The following is a 13,843-nucleotide window of genomic DNA, read 5'->3' on the forward strand; positions in this document are numbered from 1 at the left end:
CCGGGGCGCTCGTAGCTCAGCTGGATAGAGCATCGGATTTCGATTCCGAGGGTCGGAGGTTCGAATCCTTCCGAGCGCGCCAACACAATCAACAACTTAGACCTCATTTGCGCCAGACCGGTTTTTGCGGTTTGCAATTGGTTTGCAGACTTAATGCAAAGTCATATATTTGCAATCTATAGTTGTTGGTTTGCAGGCTGCCGAATAGTTGAGCAAAATCAATACCCCGAAAGGGGTTCAGTTTGCAATTAAGTTATTGATATTGCTATATAAATTTAGGATTTCGATTCCGAGGGTCGGAGGTTCGAATCCTTCCGAGCGCGCCACTTGTCAGGCCGGAGCCTCGAGGCTCGGCCGGCTCAATCCGCGGGTCCCCTTACTTGCCCTGGATCTTCAGCCCATTGGGGCCGACATTGATCTGCAGGCCGTCGGGCTGTTTCTTCGCCTGGTAGAGGTTGTAGCCGAGCACGGCTGCCGTGACGACCAGAGCGCCGATGATCAGAAACAGGACGTTGCGGTTGATAGACATTCTCTTCCCTGAACCACTTGATTGACGGCGAGAAAAACCCCGCGCGTAGGCGCGCGGGGTTTCTCAGCGCGCCCCCGGGGCTGGCTGGCGGCGCACTGCTCGGACCTGACAACCTCGTTCGAGGGAACCTGTTCCATAGCACCCCGACGCGTGGTCAAGGCAAGCCATCGGCGTCGCGCCTGTGATGTCAGCTTGCGGAACGGCAGGTGTGGCGGGCCCGTGCCAGCGTGTCGGAGGGCGCCTCGTGGAAGGTCGCGCGGTAGGCCGCGGCAAACTCGCCGAGGTGATGAAATCCCTGGGCGCGTGCGCATGTGGCGACCGTCGCGCCGCCGCCCTTGAGCAGCCGCGAGCGTGTGGCCCACAGCCGCTTCAGGCGGATGTATTGATGCAGGCTCATGCCGCGCACCTTGCTCACCGCGCCGCCGAGCGTTCGGACCGAAACGCCCAACTCACCGGCGAGATTGGCCGTATAGATCGGAGCGGTCGGATAGGCCGAGACGTAATCGTCGATCTGCTGCACGAGCCTGGCCGATCGCGCGCCGGCATTCGGGGCGGTGCGATCAGACGACGGGTCGATTTGAAACAAATCGTCGAAGGCGAGCAGGAGGCCCTCCTGGAGATGCGCGGCGACCTCGGTGGTTTCGAACATGTGCGGCTCTACGGACGCGGTCCGCAGGATGTCGAGAACAAGCTGACGCGCGTAGAGATGCGCCACGGGGTCCGCGATGCGAACCCACAATGCATCGGCGCGATCGAACCAGCCGCGATCTCTGAGCCCGGGGGAGAACATGATCAGCGCGTGGTAATTGGTCTGATGCTCGACGAAATGACAATGATGATTGCCGCGCAAGGCGATGAAAACGCGCGAGTCGAGCTCGATCCCGCTCGAGCTGGCCCGCAGATCGTCGGTCATCGGCAGGATCACCATGCCGCCCGGTGCGCGATAGGCGGTATCGAGAATCCGCGCAAACGACCTCGCCACGATGATCCGGCACCCCGGCAGGTTCACGATCGCACGCGCCGCAGCGAAGTTGGCGACGTCGAGCGGAATGCTGCGGGCGTCTTCCATCGACTCGGCCGGTCGAAACGCGTCGACATCGGCAAACCGGATCAACTGGAGGGCGGAGGAGGGGGCGAGAGCGTCGAAGAACATGCTTCTGGCCGGATGCTGCAATGTGACAATTAAATGAAAATCAATACATCGCAATCAATGGCGAAACAGGATGATTCAGTAAACCGGATTCCAGGCCGTAGTATTGCGGACATCATGCCACGCGGCGCGGCGGGTCGATGTCACCGTCAACGGTCCCGGTTCATCGGTTGGCCTGAGGCGAGGTCGATGAAATGGAGACGCGTGCAGGCGGGACAGGCGAAGGACTCGAAGCTCCGCCCCTCGAGCCGCCGCCCCTCGAGCCTCCGCCCCTCAAGCCTCCGCTCGTCAAGGCTCCGCTCGTCAGGCCTTGGCTGCCTCTCGAGATGCGTCTGCACATTCATGCCCGTCTGGGGGCATCGGAAAACAATGAAATCCGCCATCGACGCAGAATGACGGCACATCGAATTTCATCTTTGATCTAGATCAGTTTTGGAATCGCTCCACGCAAGCCGCGCGCACGCGAATGGACGCAAGGCGCGATCTCGCAAAAGCGAAGGGGCCCGAGAGGGCCCCTTTGGAGATCACCAGCGGCGATAGCGTGGTCCGTAATAGCGAGGCCCATAGGCGCGTGGCCCATACCCATAATATCGGGGCCCGTAATACGGCCGCGGGCCGTAATACCCATCATAGTTCGGGCGCCAGAAACAGCGTCCCCAGGCGTCGCAGACCATGCGGACCTGCTCGACGTCGGAGACCTGCGGCGTCGCAGGTGCGGGCGCGATGGGCATGGCGGACGCCGCCGGCGATGCCATGATGGCACCGAACAGGGATGCGGCGACGAGGCCAGTCTTGAGATTCATGATGTCTTCCTCTGCTTACGCAAAACAGGATATCGAAGTTGTTCTGATCAAATTGTGGCGGAACCGAAATGTAATGCTGATGAACAAATCTTCAGCAAAGCTCGCCGCAGACCTGACCTTTCGCTCCGCAAGATTATCCCAGGTTCGCGCGCGTGACCAATGCTGCGCTTGCACTGGCGCTGCCTGGCAGGACATTGCGTTCATCTTTGATCCTGCGCAATTCGCCGGCACGACTTCATCCCTAGTCTTGCCGTAGCCAGCGCTTCGAGGAATTCGAAGAGCAGGCTCGCGAGATTGCCTGGAGCTGTGCAATGGACAAGATGAGAATAGACAAGGGTGACTGGCTGATCGTGTGCGACGGGCGCAAGGCGCTCATTCTGGAAAACCTCGGCGACGAGATGTTTCCGAACCTCCACACCCGGGAGGTGCACGAGCAGCCCAATCCTTCGACGAGTGCGCAAGGGACCGATGCGCCGGGCCGGCTGAATGCCGCCGTCGGCGGCGCGCGCAGCTCGGTCGAGCAGACCGATTGGCACGATGAGGCCGAGCGTGCCTTCCTGCGGAACCTGGCCGGCCGGCTCGATGCCGCCGTCAGCGCGGGCGAGACCTCGGCCCTGACCATGGTGGCCTCACCACGCGCGCTCGGGATGATCCGCGCCGATTATTCGGTCGTGGTGCGCAAGGCGCTTCAGGGCGAGGTCGGCAAGGACCTCGTCAAGCTGCCGGTCTACGAGATCGAGAAGCAATTGCTGCTGTCGGGCGCCGCCAAATAGCGGCACCCGCAGAGGACGCGCCAGCGCGCCTCAGAAGCAGGGGTGCCGGCGGCCGTCCTGGCCGATATAGGTGGCCGAGCTCTGGTAGCAGCGGTTGTTCGACGGGCCGTCGTAGAAGGCGAAGGTGCCGGGGGTAACGCCGGGCCCGTAATTGTGCAGATAGCTGATCGGGTAGGGCAGCGGGTTGGTGTAGTGGCGGTGGTACCGGTGGTGTCCCCGCGCCTCCGCAAGGCTGGGGGCGAGGATTGCGGCCGACAGGGCAGCAACCGCGGCTACAAGCTTCAACGTGCTCATCTCGATTCTCCGGAACCCGCGCGAATAGGTCAGGTGTTTATAGCCATTTCGGGCCGCCGGGACACCCGTCCGGGGCCCGGAAATCGGGGCCAATCCCGCCGATTCCCGGGTGGGTGTGACAGAATTGCCCGGAGCAGGGTCGAAGGCTGCCCATTTTTGGCCTTTTCGGGATGCTTAACGAATTCCCCACACAAGTATGGCCAAAGAGAATTCGCTTAAGAATCCTGTCGCCGGCCCTTTGGGGGTCCTTCGAGGCCGGTTCATTCCTGAAGGCTTTCGCCGTCACGCACCATGCGCATCACGCTTTTGAGCCTGCTGTTGCTCTCCGCCGCCGCCACGCCGGCGCGCGCCGAGCTGCACATCACACGTGACCACGGCGGCTACGTCGAGGAGTACAAGGCCAAGTACAAGCGCGTCCGCGAGAAGGGCGAGCGCGTCATCATCGACGGCATCTGCAACTCGGCCTGCACCCTGGTGCTCGGCATGGTGCCGATGAACAAGATCTGCGTGACGCCGCGCGCCAGCCTCGGCTTCCATCAGGCCTATTACGACAAGGCCTTCACCTTCGGCATCAAGGTCACCAGCGCGGAGGGGACGTCCGACCTGATGTCCTATTACCCCAACACCGTGAAGGACTGGATCCGCCGCAATGGCGGGCTCACCACCGACATGAAGAAGATCAAGAACGGTGTCGAGCTCTGGAAGATCATCGACCCCTGTCCGGAAGAATGGTGAGCGGCTGAGCTGCGCTCCCGCTGTCCGTCGCAGCGCAGCATCGCTCGTTTTGGAAATTCGCATTGCCGCATAGGCCCCGGTCGGGCAATGAGGGCGGCAATGAACCATAATCAAGAAGCCCTGACCGCCCGCGCCGCACCGATCCTGTTCGTCGTGCTCTGGAGCACCGGATTCATCGGCACCAAATACATCATCAACAACGCCGATCCCTTGACCTATCTCGCCATTCGCATGGCGATCGTGGTCGGCCTGATGGCGATCATCGTGGCGATCGCGCGACCGAAATGGCCGGACCGTGTCGACGTCGCGCATAGCGCTGTTGCCGGCATTCTCGTCCACGGCTTCTATCTCGGCGGCACGGCCATTGCGATCGCGCATTCGATCCCGGCCGGACTCTCGGCGCTGATTCCGGGCCTTCAGCCGATCCTGACCTCGACCATCGCCAACCGCTGGCTCGGCGAACGCGTGACGCCGGTGCAATGGGCGGGGCTGGTGCTTGGCCTCGGCGGTGTAGCGCTGATCCTGCACGGCCGTCCGATGACCGGCGAGGCGGGGCTCGGCTGGCTCGCCTCGGTGGTGTCGTTGATCAGCATCACGCTCGGCACGCTCTATCAGCGCCGCTACTGCAACCACATCGACTGGCGCGCCGGCAATCTCGTGCAATATATCGCCGTCACCGTCTTCTTCACGGTCGGCGCCTTCCTGTTCGAGGACCGCGTGGTGCACTGGACGCGGGAGTTCGTGCTCGCACTTGCCTGGCTTGCCGTGGCGCTCTCGATCGGATCGATCGGGCTGTTGTACTGGCTGATCCGCCACGCTGCCGCGACCTCGGTTGCGAGCCTGTTCTACCTGGTGCCCGCCGTCACGGCGCTGATGGCCTATCTGCTGTTCGGGGAGAAGCTCGATGCGCTGGCGATTGCCGGCATGGCGATGTGCGCGGCGGCGGTGTTCGTCGTCAATCGGCGTTTCTAGGCAGGCAGGCCAGTACGTCGGAATACATCCCTGACGTGCGGCGCGCGCTCGTGCTAGGCTGGACTGATTTCAGCTTCCCTTTGGCAAGGTGATTTCCATGAAAAAAGCACGGCGTGCACTGCTCGGCAGGTCCTTGAGGCCGGTCCGGATTGCCTGCATCAACTACGCCGAGGAGATGATGAGCGAGCGGATGATGGGGAGGCTCACGGCGGCGCTCCAGAAATGCTACGACGAGCATTTCCTGCCTGTCTGGGGCTATCCCATCGATCTCGACGTCACCCGCAACCCGAAGCCGACGGACTGGCAGCTGCTCTATTTTGACGACGCCACCCACAAGAACTTCCTCGGGCGGCACGAGCTGACGCACCGCGGCCAGCCGATCTCAAAGATCTTTCTGAAGGCACTCAGCGAGGACGATCCGGTCAGCCTGGCGGCCTCGCACGAACTGTTCGAGATGGTGCTCGATCCCATGGCCAATCTGTGGGCCGACAAGACCCGGCACACCCAATATGCCTACGAGGTCTGCGACGCCGTGGAAGAGGAGTCTTTTCTCGTCAACGGCTTTCCGATGTCGAACTTCGTCTATCCGTCCTGGTTCGAACCGTTCGAGCATCCCCGCGGCACCAAGTTCGACCATATGGGGTCGCTCAAGGCGCCGTTCTCGATGACGGAAGGCGGCTATGTCATCAAGAAGGTCAATGGCCGGAAGGTGATCAAGCAGTTCGGCTCATCCGAGAAGCGGAGGCGCTTCGCCAAGGAGGACCGGCGCGGCCATCGCAGCGAATTCCGCGATCCGCAAGGCGAGCATCACCCGGGCCGGCGCGCAGCCAAACGGCGAGGCTAGGGGCGGGAGAAGTCTCCGGGCGCGCCCGTACCCGGAGACCTGCTCGAGCGCTGCGATCAGCGCTTGGCCTTCTTTTTCGACTTGGCTGCCTTCTTCGCGGACTTCCTGGTGGCCTTCTTTGCAGCCTTCTTGGCCGCTTTCTTCGACGACTTCTTTGCAGCCTTCTTCGAAGCTTTCTTCGCAGATTTCTTGGATGCCTTCTTGGTCGCCTTCTTGGCTTTCTTCTTGGAAGCCTTCTTCGGCGCTACTTTCTTCGCGACCTTCTTGGCGGCTTTCCTGACCTTCTTGACGGCGGTGACTGCGGCTTCGCTGGTCGCTTCCACGGCGGTGGTGATCGTGTCCATCGCCTGTTCGGTGATCGGCTTCTCGTCGTCCATATCGTCCCCCACGGTTTGTATGGAGCGATGACGATAGCGGGTTTCAAAATCGTGTCAAAGCAGCGCTCAACCTTTGCGGATCTTTGCGTAGGCGGCGAGCGCGCGCTCGCGCCCCTTCGCGTGATCGACGATCGGCTGCGGATAGGTCTTGCCGAGCGTGACGCCCGCGCTCGCAAGCTCGATCGGTGATGCCTGCCAGGGCTGGTGGATCAGCTTGGCCGGCACGTCTTTCAGCTCGGGCACCCAGCGCCGGACATAGACTCCATCAGGATCGAACTTCTCGCCCTGGAGAGTTGGATTGAACACGCGGAAATAGGGCGCGGCGTCGGCGCCGCAGCCGGCGACCCATTGCCAGTTGGCGGGATTGCTGCCGGCATCCGCATCGACCAGCGTGTCCCAGAACCAGCTCTCGCCGTCGCGCCAGTCGATCAGGAGATGCTTGACCAGGAAGGACGCCACCACCATCCGCACCCGGTTGTGCATCACGCCGGTGTGCCAGAGCTCGCGCAGGCCGGCATCGACGATGGGATAGCCGGTGCGTCCGCGCTGCCAGGCGGCGAGCGCTTTCTTGTCTCCGTTCCAGGGAAAGCCATCGAAATTCGTTTGCAGGTTTTCGGTGGCAAGGCTCGGGTGATCGTGGAGGAGGTGGCGGCAGAATTCGCGCCAGCCGAGCTCGCTCAGGAACTTTTCGACGCCGGGCCCGATCGCGGGATTCTCCGCTGCTGCAAAGCGCGCGGCGTGCCAGATCTGCCGCGGGCTGAGCTCGCCGAACCTCAAATGAGGCGACAGGCTTGAAGTCCCCTCGCGATCCGGGCGGTCGCGATCGCCGACATAGACGCGCGCGGTGTGCTTGAGGAAGTCGCGCAGGCGCACGCGGGCCGAGGCTTCACCCGGCGTCCAGGTCTGGCGCAGGCCGCCAGCCCAGTCGGGCTTTGTCGGCTCGAGCGTCCAGCTCTCCAGCGCGTCGCTGGTGAGCTGCGGCGCAGGGCGTAGCTCCCGCGGTGCGGGCAGAGGTTTGGGCGGATCGCCCAGCGACAGCACCCGTCGCCAGAACGGCGTGAAGACGCGAAGGCCGCGGCCCTCCTTGTTGCGGATCGCCGAGGGTGGCACCAGCAGGTCGCCAGGGAAGCTCTGCGAGTCCACGCCGAGCTTTGCCAGCGCCGCTTCAAGCTGTTTCTCGACGGCCTGATGTGGCGCCTGCGCGACCCCGTTCCAGTAGACCGCTCCTGCTCCGCTCTCGCGCGCCACTTCGGGGATCACCTTGGCCGCCGGCCCCTTGCGCAGGATCAGCGATCCGCCGCGCGTGGCGATCTCGGCGCCGAGCGCCCGCAGCGACTGCGCCAGCCACCAGCGCGTCGCACCGCCCGGCGCCCGTCCGGCCACCTCATCCATCACATAGAGGCAGATCACCGGCGCGCCTGTCTTCGCGGCAGCATGGAGGGCGGGATGGTCGGACAGGCGGAGGTCATCGCGGAACCAGACGATGACAGGCGGCGCGCTTGGCGTGGTCAGGGCAGGCCTCGTTTACAATTTGGCAAGCATGCCGCGTGCGGCGGTGTGAACCGTCGTTAATTCGGTCGTAAGCCGATTGCATGAATATGCAGGAATTCCGGGGGTAGTTCCATTCATGTCCAACCGTGCGACGGCAAAGTTCTTGCCGCAATTCAAGCTGGGTACCAAGGCCGTCCTGTGCGCCGTGCTGCTGATCGCCGTGAACACGGCGCTCGTGGTCGGCGCCGGCTACTGGTCGCTGACCTCCGCCTTCAACGATCGTGCGCTGCGCGACATCGAGGTCAATTTGCGCACGCTGGCCCTGGCTTTTGCCGAGGTCGTTCCCGACGCGAAGATCACGATGCGGGATGGCGGGGTGGCGCGCGCCGAGATTCCCAAAATGCCGGAGTTCAGGGATCACGCCATCGTCGATCGCGCGGTGTCCTATGTCGGCGGCAACGCGACCCTGTTCGTGTTCGATGATGCGAGCGGGCAGTTCGTCCGCCGCTCGACCAACGTGAAGAAGGAGAACGGCGACCGCGCTGTCGGGACCCAGCTTGCCGCCGATCATCCCGGGCAGGCCGCCCTGCGACGCGGCGAGGCGTACAAGGGCCCGGCCACACTGTTCGGAAAAACCTTCATGACCGCCTATTTCCCGGTCGCGGATGCCACCGGCAAGGTCGTGGGCATTCTCTATGTCGGCATCCCCATGGCGCAGTTCGAGAGCATGCTGACCCAGGCCATCGAGAGCATGGCGATTGCGGCCGGCGTTGCCGCGCTCCTAGTCCTGGTCCTCACCTTGCTGGTCGTCCGCCGTATCACCAAGCCGCTCACCTCGGTCACGCGCTCGCTGACGGCGCTCGCCGAAGGCAAAAGCGACGTCGAGATCGATTGCGAGGATCGCGCCGACGAGATCGGCGAGATCGCCCGCACAGTCGCGGTGTTCAAGAGCAACTCGCTGGAGCGGGCGCGCCTGCGCAGCGAGCAGGCCGCGGCCACGGCTGCCGCGGCTGAGCAGCGCAAGGCGGAGCTGCGCAATTTCGTCGAGCAGTTCCGCGGCAGCGTCGGCGGCATCCTCGACAAGGTGCTGAGCTCCTCCGGTGAGTTCGAGCGGGTGGCGCGGCAACTCACCGACACCGCACGCTCCACCGCCGACCTGTCGGCGCAGTCGGCCGGCGCATCCGAGAACGCCTCCGAGCACGTGCGCACGGCGGCCTCGGCCTCCGACGAACTGTCTCAGTCGATCTCCGAGATCACCCGCCGGGTGCAGGAATCGAACGAGATCTCCGCCGAGGCGGTACGGCAGGCCGAAGCCACCGATCAGCGCATGGCGCAGCTCTCGGAGGCGGGGGCGCGCATCGGCGACGTCGTCAAGCTGATCACCTCGATCGCCGAGCAGACCAACCTTCTGGCGCTGAACGCCACCATCGAGGCCGCGCGTGCCGGGGACGCCGGTCGCGGCTTCGCGGTGGTGGCCCAAGAGGTCAAGACGCTCGCCGGCCAGACCGCCAAGGCGACGGATGAGATCTCGAACCAGATCGCCAGCATGCAGCTTGCAACGGAGGAATCGGTCACCGCCATCAAGGCGATCGGCCAGACCATCGAGCGCATCAGCGGCATCGCGGGCTCGATCTCGGCCGCGGTCGAGCAGCAGAGGAGCGCCACCCACAACATCGCGGCCAACGTTCGCGCTGCGGCCTCCGGCACTGCCGATGTCGCGGTCAATGTCCGTCACGCCGCCAAGGGCGCGAGCGAGACGGGAGAGACCTCGAGCCGGATGTTTGCCTCTGCCCAGGCGCTGTCAGGCGAGAGCCTGCATCTGAAGGCCGAGGTCGACAGCTTCCTCGACCGCGTGCACGCGGCCTAATCCAACTCAGTCATTTCCGGGGGCGATCCTCAGGACCGAACCCTGGTGCGCAATGGCGCACCAGGGAATCTCGAGATCCTCAGGTGCGCAATTGCGCACCAGAGTTCGATGCTGGGATGACTTTTTGCGGTCGCTATCCGCGATCGCCAGAAGTCACTTCGGCTGCGGCACGATGCGGATGTAGGGCTTCGGTTCCTTCCAGCCCTGCGGATAGATCGTCTTCGCCTCGTCGTTGGAAACCGAGCCGGCGATGATGACGTCCTCGCCCTGCGTCCAGTCGGCCGGCGTGGCGACGCGATGCTTGGCGGTGAGCTGAAGCGAGTCGATGACGCGCAGGATCTCCTGAAAATTCCGGCCTGTCGTCATCGGATAGACCAGCACCAGCTTGATCTTCTTGTCCGGCCCGATGATGAAGACGTTGCGGACGGTCTGGTTGTCGGCCGGCGTGCGGGTGAGGGGATCGCCCGAGGTCGAGGCCGGCAGCATCTCGTAGAGTTTCGAGACGTTGAAGTCGGTGTCGCCGATCATCGGGTAGTTGGGGGCGGTGCCTTGGGTCTCCTTGATGTCCTCCGACCATTTGGAATGGCGGTCGACCGGGTCGACCGAAAGGCCCATCAGCTTGACGCCGCGCTTGTCGAATTCCGGCTTCAGCTTGGCAAGCGCGCCGAGCTCGGTCGTACAAACCGGCGTGAAGTCCTTGGGGTGGGAGAACAGGAGAGCCCAGCTATTGCCGATCCAGTCGTGGAACTTGATCTTCCCTTCGGTGGTCTCGGCTTCGAAGTCGGGCGCGGTGGTGCCGATCGGGAGTGTCATGGTTCTACCTCATCTCATTGAATTTACTTGGTAATTGATCTTTGGCCGTCGTGGCCAGTATAGGGTCTCCGCGACCCTAAGTGAACCGCTTCAAGTAAAATGTGAATTTCTTCTCTGAAGGGCCGATTTCCTAGCACCTTTCTGTTACAGCCGCGCCTGCGACGAAACATCTCGACCGGAGCCGTACGGTCTCGATTGCCCCCATAAAGCCTTTTATGACCCGCATCACGCTCGCCCCGACGCCTCCGGAACCGAAATGGTCCTCGTAGCGACTAATCGGCAACCATTGAGAAAAGTCGCGATCCCCATATCGAATCATTAACCACCCCTTTACGCCCGCATGAAAATGCTGGTCGATCAGAAGAAATCTGGAAGTGAACTATGTCTGCCGCTGCGCATAAGTCTGTTGAGTCGCCGTCCCTCGAACCGTCCTGCCGCGATACCGCGGCTCATGCATTGACCGTCGTGCGCGACGGCGTGATCACGGGCGAAGGCCCGACCACCAAGGGCCGGGTCCACTTTTCCCGCTCGCTCGATGCCGATGACACCGCCTGGTGCGCGCGCATCCTGACCGCCACGGCCGTCAACGACCAGCCGGTCAGCCGCGCCGAAGCCGAGGCGCTGTTCGAGATCAATGAAGCCGCAACCGAGCGCACCGATGGCGGCCGGTTCGACGACCTGCTCGCCAAGGCCGTTGCCCATTACGCCGCGAGCGCCTCGGGCCTGAAGGTGCCGCCGCGCAGCGTCGCGCTGTCGGCAGAGTCCGAGATCGAGAGCTGGGCGCCGTCCTACGCCGCCAAGGTCAACAGCGAGATGCTGGAGTGGATCGCCGGACAGATGCGCGGCAAGCGCCAGAACAACCGTCGCCTGATGGCGATGGTGGCGACCTTCCTGGGCGCCACTGCGCTGCCTTTGGCGGGCCAATTGCCGAACGTGTTCGACATCGGCATGTAAAAGATCTGGGCATGTAAAAGATCTGGGAATGTAAGAGTTAGACGAGACTGTCGCGCCCCTTGCGAGGCGCGACAGACAACGGCGGGGTTATTTCCCCGCCGTTTTTTGTTTGCCAGCGTCCGGCTCGAGCCCGAGCGTGCGGCCTGGGAAACCGGCGGCGTCGAAATAGCGCTGGCTGCCGACGCGCTGGAAGTTCAGCACGGTCACCAGGCCGCCCTCGGCGGGCTTGGACTTCAGCGTGCCGGTATAGGCCTTCGGCACGATGCCGTTGGGCAGGGCTTCCGACATCACGCGGCCGACAAGGCCGCCGTTCTGCGGGCCGCGCAGGCCCATGAGCTGGGCGGCCGTCATGCCGACGTCGGCATTGCTGACCGGGATCTGGCTGACATAGCCGGCTTTGAAGTCCGGACCGATCGCGGCCATGAAGTTCATGGTGTCGCCGCGGCTGAAGCTGCCATGCATGCCCTGGCCCTGGCGCAGCACGGTGTCGGCGACCTGCACCGAGCAGTTGGTCGGCGCCTCACCGCAATCGCTGGCATAGGAGCGGAAATTGACGACGATCGCCGGCGTCGGCGTCGCCGACTTGCCGCGCAGATTGATGCTCGACAGCGGCAGGGTACCGGGGATGCGGCCGAGCGAGTCGTCCACGAACAGGCCGGAGACGTAATCCTGCTCGAGCAGCGCCTTGACGGTCTTGACCGCCAGCTTCTTGTCCTTGTTCGGCAGGTAGATCAGGTCCGAGCCGCCATTGGTGGCGATGACGAGGTCAGGCTTGGTCGGATCCTTGCCGAGCACGCCGTTGCCGGCCTTCGGATGGGCGTTGCCGGTGACGGCGCCGTTCTTGTCGTTGGGGTCGAACAGCGGTAGGTCGAGCGCCTTGGCTAGGTCGATCGCCAAAAAGCCCATCGGCAAAAAGTCCTTCGGCGTGTCGTCATAGCTGACCTTGGCCGAGGGGCTGGTCTTGCTCTCCTTGGAGATGGTCGAGAAGCCGTGGTCGGCCTGGATCATGATGTTGGTATTCGCGGCCAGCCCGAGCTCGTCGAGCGCCTTGCGGAGCTGGGCGAGGTTGTTGTCGGCGTTCTTGATGCTCGCCATCGTGCTCGGGCCGTTGATGCCCGGCTTGATCTGGTTGAGGCTGTCGCCCTGGTTGTGCTGGGTGCCGTCAGGGTCGCGCGACCAGAACACCAGCACGAACGGCTTGTTGCGCGCCTTGAACATCGGCAGCACGGCCTTGGCGGCGACGTCGGCGAAATAAGCCTGCTGCGCGACGTTGGCGACAACGGTGCCGGGCGTCTTGGCATCGCCCGCCTTGGAATTGTCGCCGCGCGGCGGCGTGGCGAGGGGCAGGCCGGCCTTGGTCAGCGCGTCCTTCACCTCGTCAGACAGCGCCACGCCGTTCTTGCCGCCGGTGGAGTCGTCGAACACGACCGAATGCAGGCCGGCCTTTTCGGGCTTGTCAGTGTGGTCGAACTGGTAGGTCGGACCGACCTTGCCGATCGCCGCGGTGCTGAAGCCCTTGTCGCGGGCCATCTTCAGAATCGTCTCTTCGTTGAGATAGTCGCCCTTGAAATGCTCGTCGATGTCGCCGAGCACGGCGTCGTTCTCGATGAAGGGGACCACGGTGTCGCCGGCGGGGACGGACGTATAGTTGGTCCAGATCGTGTTGGAGAACACGCCGGTGTCGCCGAGATAGTGGCCGGTCGACATCGCCGAGCCGTTGGCCATGGTGAAGGTCGGGAAGAGGGAGTGCGGGTTCTTGAAGTTGACGCCCTTGTCACGGACCTCGGCCATCGCCGGCGCGGTCTCCGGCGTCACCTTCAGCGCGCGCAGACCATCGGGGATGAAGAGGATCAGGTTGCGGGGTGTGTTGTTCTGGGCGGAGGCAAGTCCGGTGGACAAGACTGTCAGTCCGGCGGACAGCAACACCAGTGAACGGCGCATCAAAATCTCCTGCGGTGAGGCGGCAATGGCCGCGACCGCGGCCCCCGGCCATCGTTTAGTTTTGCTGCATGACAGTTTTGTTACAAGACCCAAGGAGCAAGCAGAAGTGACGGGGAGGTGACCAGGCACCCACGGATGGGGCGTTGTCGGGCACGAGATCACAATTATTGCACTCAACTGCCTCAACGCCGTCATTGCGAGCGCCGCGAAGCAATCCAGAATTCCTCCGTGGCAAAACCCTGGATTGCTTCGCTGCGTTCGCAATGACGGAGGAGGCGACTTCAAGCAAAATTGCCGCCG

Annotated in this window: 15 protein-coding genes and 1 tRNA gene; 7 read left to right on the plus strand and 9 right to left on the minus strand. The window is 63.3% G+C overall.

Features of this window, described 5'->3' with window-relative positions; translation table 11 throughout:
* The first annotated feature begins 5 nt into the window (after nt 1-5).
* Nucleotides 6-82, plus strand: a tRNA-Arg gene (locus AB7290_RS17180).
* A gap of 294 nt (nt 83-376) precedes the next feature.
* On the opposite strand, the gene AB7290_RS17185 is transcribed toward AB7290_RS17180, so the two are convergent.
* From AB7290_RS17185 to AB7290_RS17200, 4 genes are all read right to left on the minus strand, one after another.
* Complete coding sequence (locus tag AB7290_RS17185) at nt 377-529, minus strand: hypothetical protein (RefSeq protein WP_014494567.1); 153 nt, start codon at nt 527-529, stop codon at nt 377-379.
* A gap of 187 nt (nt 530-716) precedes the next feature.
* Nucleotides 717-1,682: an AraC family transcriptional regulator gene (locus AB7290_RS17190; protein ID WP_085405492.1), complete on the minus strand. Its 966-nt coding sequence runs from the start codon at nt 1,680-1,682 to the stop codon at nt 717-719.
* 146 nt (nt 1,683-1,828) lie between these two features.
* Nucleotides 1,829-2,062, minus strand: coding sequence for a hypothetical protein (locus AB7290_RS17195; RefSeq protein WP_085405493.1), 234 nt, complete (start codon nt 2,060-2,062; stop codon nt 1,829-1,831).
* A 141-nt stretch (nt 2,063-2,203) separates the two neighbouring features.
* On the minus strand, nt 2,204-2,482 hold the full coding sequence (locus AB7290_RS17200) for a hypothetical protein (protein ID WP_071912916.1): 279 nt from the start codon (nt 2,480-2,482) through the stop codon (nt 2,204-2,206).
* A gap of 311 nt (nt 2,483-2,793) precedes the next feature.
* Here AB7290_RS17200 and AB7290_RS17205 point away from each other — a divergent pair, with 311 nt between their 5' ends.
* Nucleotides 2,794-3,255: a host attachment protein gene (locus AB7290_RS17205; protein WP_071912919.1), complete on the plus strand. Its 462-nt coding sequence runs from the start codon at nt 2,794-2,796 to the stop codon at nt 3,253-3,255.
* A gap of 30 nt (nt 3,256-3,285) precedes the next feature.
* Here the strand turns inward: AB7290_RS17205 and AB7290_RS17210 are convergent, their stop codons facing one another.
* Entirely contained in the window at nt 3,286-3,549 is a 264-nt protein-coding gene (locus AB7290_RS17210; protein ID WP_063982649.1) for a hypothetical protein, read from the minus strand.
* 291 nt (nt 3,550-3,840) lie between these two features.
* Between AB7290_RS17210 and AB7290_RS17215 the strand changes: the two genes are divergently transcribed.
* From AB7290_RS17215 to AB7290_RS17225, 3 genes are all read left to right on the plus strand, one after another.
* Nucleotides 3,841-4,284: a hypothetical protein gene (locus AB7290_RS17215; protein WP_085405494.1), complete on the plus strand. Its 444-nt coding sequence runs from the start codon at nt 3,841-3,843 to the stop codon at nt 4,282-4,284.
* Nucleotides 4,285-4,383: 99 nt separating this feature from the next.
* Nucleotides 4,384-5,256: a DMT family transporter gene (locus tag AB7290_RS17220; protein ID WP_085405495.1), complete on the plus strand. Its 873-nt coding sequence runs from the start codon at nt 4,384-4,386 to the stop codon at nt 5,254-5,256.
* Between the two features lie 97 nt (nt 5,257-5,353).
* Nucleotides 5,354-6,100 (plus strand): hypothetical protein, encoded by a 747-nt coding sequence (locus tag AB7290_RS17225; protein WP_085405496.1) that lies wholly within the window; start codon nt 5,354-5,356, stop codon nt 6,098-6,100.
* A gap of 56 nt (nt 6,101-6,156) precedes the next feature.
* On the opposite strand, the gene AB7290_RS17230 is transcribed toward AB7290_RS17225, so the two are convergent.
* Both AB7290_RS17230 and AB7290_RS17235 read right to left on the minus strand, forming a co-directional pair.
* A complete protein-coding gene (locus AB7290_RS17230; RefSeq protein ID WP_085405497.1) occupies nt 6,157-6,477 on the minus strand; it encodes a histone in 321 nt (106 codons plus the stop codon).
* 66 nt (nt 6,478-6,543) lie between these two features.
* Nucleotides 6,544-7,935, minus strand: coding sequence for a cryptochrome/photolyase family protein (locus AB7290_RS17235; protein WP_245344283.1), 1,392 nt, complete (start codon nt 7,933-7,935; stop codon nt 6,544-6,546).
* A 169-nt stretch (nt 7,936-8,104) separates the two neighbouring features.
* Between AB7290_RS17235 and AB7290_RS17240 the strand changes: the two genes are divergently transcribed.
* Nucleotides 8,105-9,835 (plus strand): methyl-accepting chemotaxis protein, encoded by a 1,731-nt coding sequence (locus AB7290_RS17240; RefSeq protein WP_085405499.1) that lies wholly within the window; start codon nt 8,105-8,107, stop codon nt 9,833-9,835.
* 153 nt (nt 9,836-9,988) lie between these two features.
* Here the strand turns inward: AB7290_RS17240 and AB7290_RS17245 are convergent, their stop codons facing one another.
* The gene (locus AB7290_RS17245) at nt 9,989-10,648 is read right to left on the minus strand and encodes a peroxiredoxin (RefSeq protein ID WP_085405500.1); all 660 of its coding nucleotides are present in this window, start codon (nt 10,646-10,648) and stop codon (nt 9,989-9,991) included.
* A 381-nt stretch (nt 10,649-11,029) separates the two neighbouring features.
* Here AB7290_RS17245 and AB7290_RS17250 point away from each other — a divergent pair, with 381 nt between their 5' ends.
* Nucleotides 11,030-11,602 carry a hypothetical protein gene (locus AB7290_RS17250; RefSeq protein ID WP_028154483.1) on the plus strand — a complete coding sequence of 191 codons (573 nt, stop codon included), beginning with the start codon at nt 11,030-11,032 and terminating at the stop codon, nt 11,600-11,602.
* A gap of 87 nt (nt 11,603-11,689) precedes the next feature.
* Here the strand turns inward: AB7290_RS17250 and AB7290_RS17255 are convergent, their stop codons facing one another.
* Nucleotides 11,690-13,543, minus strand: a complete 1,854-nt coding sequence (locus AB7290_RS17255; protein WP_085405501.1) for an alkaline phosphatase family protein — start codon at nt 13,541-13,543, stop codon at nt 11,690-11,692.
* Nucleotides 13,544-13,843 lie beyond the last annotated feature (300 nt).

Source organism: Bradyrhizobium sp. 613_E4_N2_2 (assembly GCF_052075995.1).
In the GTDB taxonomy this organism is placed as follows: domain Bacteria; phylum Pseudomonadota; class Alphaproteobacteria; order Rhizobiales; family Xanthobacteraceae; genus Bradyrhizobium; species Bradyrhizobium barranii.

Coding starts and splice junctions, on each gene's coding strand:
- AB7290_RS17185 (WP_014494567.1), bottom strand. CDS start 529: ATGTCTATCAACCGCAACGTCCTGTTTCTGATCATCGGCGCTCTGGTC.
- AB7290_RS17190 (WP_085405492.1), bottom strand. CDS start 1,682: ATGTTCTTCGACGCTCTCGCCCCCTCCTCCGCCCTCCAGTTGATCCGG.
- AB7290_RS17195 (WP_085405493.1), bottom strand. CDS start 2,062: ATGGCGGATTTCATTGTTTTCCGATGCCCCCAGACGGGCATGAATGTG.
- AB7290_RS17200 (WP_071912916.1), bottom strand. CDS start 2,482: ATGAATCTCAAGACTGGCCTCGTCGCCGCATCCCTGTTCGGTGCCATC.
- AB7290_RS17205 (WP_071912919.1), top strand. CDS start 2,794: ATGGACAAGATGAGAATAGACAAGGGTGACTGGCTGATCGTGTGCGAC.
- AB7290_RS17210 (WP_063982649.1), bottom strand. CDS start 3,549: ATGAGCACGTTGAAGCTTGTAGCCGCGGTTGCTGCCCTGTCGGCCGCA.
- AB7290_RS17215 (WP_085405494.1), top strand. CDS start 3,841: ATGCGCATCACGCTTTTGAGCCTGCTGTTGCTCTCCGCCGCCGCCACG.
- AB7290_RS17220 (WP_085405495.1), top strand. CDS start 4,384: ATGAACCATAATCAAGAAGCCCTGACCGCCCGCGCCGCACCGATCCTG.
- AB7290_RS17225 (WP_085405496.1), top strand. CDS start 5,354: ATGAAAAAAGCACGGCGTGCACTGCTCGGCAGGTCCTTGAGGCCGGTC.
- AB7290_RS17230 (WP_085405497.1), bottom strand. CDS start 6,477: ATGGACGACGAGAAGCCGATCACCGAACAGGCGATGGACACGATCACC.
- AB7290_RS17240 (WP_085405499.1), top strand. CDS start 8,105: ATGTCCAACCGTGCGACGGCAAAGTTCTTGCCGCAATTCAAGCTGGGT.
- AB7290_RS17245 (WP_085405500.1), bottom strand. CDS start 10,648: ATGACACTCCCGATCGGCACCACCGCGCCCGACTTCGAAGCCGAGACC.
- AB7290_RS17250 (WP_028154483.1), top strand. CDS start 11,030: ATGTCTGCCGCTGCGCATAAGTCTGTTGAGTCGCCGTCCCTCGAACCG.
- AB7290_RS17255 (WP_085405501.1), bottom strand. CDS start 13,543: ATGCGCCGTTCACTGGTGTTGCTGTCCGCCGGACTGACAGTCTTGTCC.